Origin of the sequence: Streptomyces sp. HSW2009 (assembly GCF_040240285.1) — a bacterium.
In the GTDB taxonomy this organism is placed as follows: domain Bacteria; phylum Actinomycetota; class Actinomycetes; order Streptomycetales; family Streptomycetaceae; genus Streptomyces.
The window spans coordinates 1-2,075 of record NZ_JBEHZD010000883.1 but is presented as its reverse complement, the minus strand read 5'-3'; the positions used below and the strand labels follow the sequence as shown (position 1 = coordinate 2,075).

The following is a 2,075-nucleotide window of genomic DNA, read 5'->3' as shown; positions in this document are numbered from 1 at the left end:
GCCCACAGCCTACAAGGAATCCACCGAACGGGAAGCAGTTCCCGTCCCGGCCGTCAGCAAGCTGTCCCGGCGGCCCCACGGTCGCCCTCCGCACCGCCGTGGGGGGCCGCCGCGCTGGGCGTCGAAGGCGCCGTGTCCAAGGTGGCGAACGCGGCCCACAGCACCGGCGAGTGCTCCGCCGCAGGCTCGGCCCGCCAGGCTGCGAGTCGTTCGCGCTGCCAGTCGTTGAGCGCCGTCACCGCGTCGTCCCGCTCGTGCGCCGCGTCGATCGCGCACACCGCGTCGTGCAGCGGCCGGGCTGTCGGCGGCGCCCCGGCCAACTCGTGGAAGGCCAGATCGGTGGGGAGCGCCCAGCGGGTGGCGGTGACCAGTTCGGCGCCGCCGTGCACCATCGCGGTCGCCAGCCCGAGCGTCTCGCCGAACCGCAGGTCGCCCCCGCTCTCGCAGGCGATCAACGCGACCCGGCTCGGCACCGGCCAGCGCTCGGCGCCCGGCTCGGCGGGCCCGGCCAGCCCGTGTGTCCCCAGGAGCAGGTCCTTGGCCGACAGCGGGCGGTGGTCGCGCAGCGGCGCGGCGAAGCCCACCGACTCCGCCCGGCAGGCCAGGTGGAGCTGGGCGTTCTCGCTGCTCCCGGTCTCTGGTGCGGCGGCCGTGACGTGGCCGACGTACAGCAGCCGGCTGGCGCCCGCGCGCAGGGCGGTGCTGAGCCAGCCGCGGTCCACATCGGTGCGCCGGAACACCGCGGCCGGGTCGTCCCCCGGCAGCGGTCGCAGCCTGCCACTCGCCGCGTACCCGGCGACCTGCCGGGCCAGCGGGGACCGTGCGTCGGGCCGGCCGAGCACCGAGCCGAGCGCGGAGTCGGCGCGGAAGCCGGGCACCCGCGGGTCGAGGACGGCGACCACGGGGAGCCTTCTGGCGGCGGGCCAGGACCGGGCGGCGCGGCCGGCCGCGTGCACCACGCTGGCCGGGGCCAACAGGCTGAGGTCGGCGATGTCGAGCAGCCGCAGCTCCGGGTCGGGAGCCAGCAACTCCCACGGCACCCGGGCGGTCAGCGGCGACGGCTGGATGCGCAACAGCGGGCGGACGTCGCGCGACCACCACGCATGCAGTTGCTGCGCCAGCCCGTACGGCAGGAACGTCCGGGCCAGCCGTTCGGCCAGTGCCGTCTCGCTCGCGTACCGCACCAGCGCGCCGTCGCCCAGCGCACGGCCGAGCCGGGCCGGGTCGGTGCCGGGCAGGGCCGCGTCCAGGGCAGCCAGCACCGCTTCGGCCTCCGCGCGCGGTACCCGGCTCGCGCCCGGTGTGGCCAGCGCGTGCGTCCACCGCCAGGTGATGTACACGTCACCCGCGTCCGCCAGCCGTACGAGCACGGTGGGCCGTGCCGCCGCTTCGGCCCGCGGTGGCGGGGTGGGGGCGGGGCCTGGTGGGTTCGTGGTCACCATGTCGGAATCACCCGGCCGTCGCGGAGCGGTGTCCCGTATCGTGCTTCGGCGCGGGCGATGGCGGTGGCGAGGGCGACCTCGCCGCCGTCGGTCAGGGCCAGGTGCGGCGCGGGGGCGAGCGGGATGCCGGTGCCGGCGGCGAGGTCGGCCAGCGCCGCACCGAGCGGGAACGGGGCGGCGGGCTGGCCGGCCGAATCGGCGCCGCGCCGCTGTTCATCGGCCGCCACCGCATCGAGGAGGTCGGCGGCCTCCTCGCCGGCCAGTACGTCCAGGGCCAGCGCGTCCGGCACCGGACCGGGCCCGCCCCCGGCGGCGTCGGCGGCTGAGGGCCGGGCGGTCCCGGCATCGCGTGCGGCATACGCGTCGGGCGCGGCGGCCAGCAGGCCCGGATCGATCGGCGGCCCGGCGCAGCAGGTCTCGACGAGCTCGGCCACCAACGCCGCGGCACCCGCCCCGGGGGGCCGCCCGGCGGCCCCCCGGGGGGGCGCCCCCCGCCGCCCCGCGCCCCCCCCCCCCCCCCCCCCCGACCGGGCCGCCGCCACCTACTCCGGCGGCATGCGCCGCCGACTCGACCTCGCCAGCAGCTTCGTGGGCCACCCCAGGGTGCTCTTCCTGGACGAGCCCACCACCGGG

Annotated in this window: 2 protein-coding genes and 1 pseudogene; 1 reads left to right on the top strand and 2 read right to left on the bottom strand. The window is 78.4% G+C overall.

The window, feature by feature from the left end:
- Positions 1 to 53: 53 nt before the first annotated feature.
- Positions 54 to 1,442 (bottom strand): hypothetical protein, encoded by a 1,389-nt coding sequence (locus AAHZ94_RS33205; protein WP_349997420.1) that lies wholly within the window; start codon positions 1,440 to 1,442, stop codon positions 54 to 56.
- A complete protein-coding gene (locus AAHZ94_RS33200) occupies positions 1,436 to 1,984 on the bottom strand; it encodes a hypothetical protein (protein WP_349997421.1) in 549 nt (182 codons plus the stop codon). Before AAHZ94_RS33200 ends, AAHZ94_RS33205 begins: the two co-directional genes overlap by 7 nt.
- Here AAHZ94_RS33200 and AAHZ94_RS33195 point away from each other — a divergent pair.
- Positions 1,971 to 2,075: pseudogene (locus AAHZ94_RS33195) on the top strand (ATP-binding cassette domain-containing protein); the annotation flags it as partial. The gene AAHZ94_RS33200 and the pseudogene AAHZ94_RS33195 sit on opposite strands and share 14 nt — an antisense overlap.

Excerpts from the sequence above, each read along its gene's own strand:
- AAHZ94_RS33205 (WP_349997420.1), bottom strand. The coding sequence starts at position 1,442 with ATGGTGACCACGAACCCACCAGGCCCCGCCCCCACCCCGCCACCGCGG.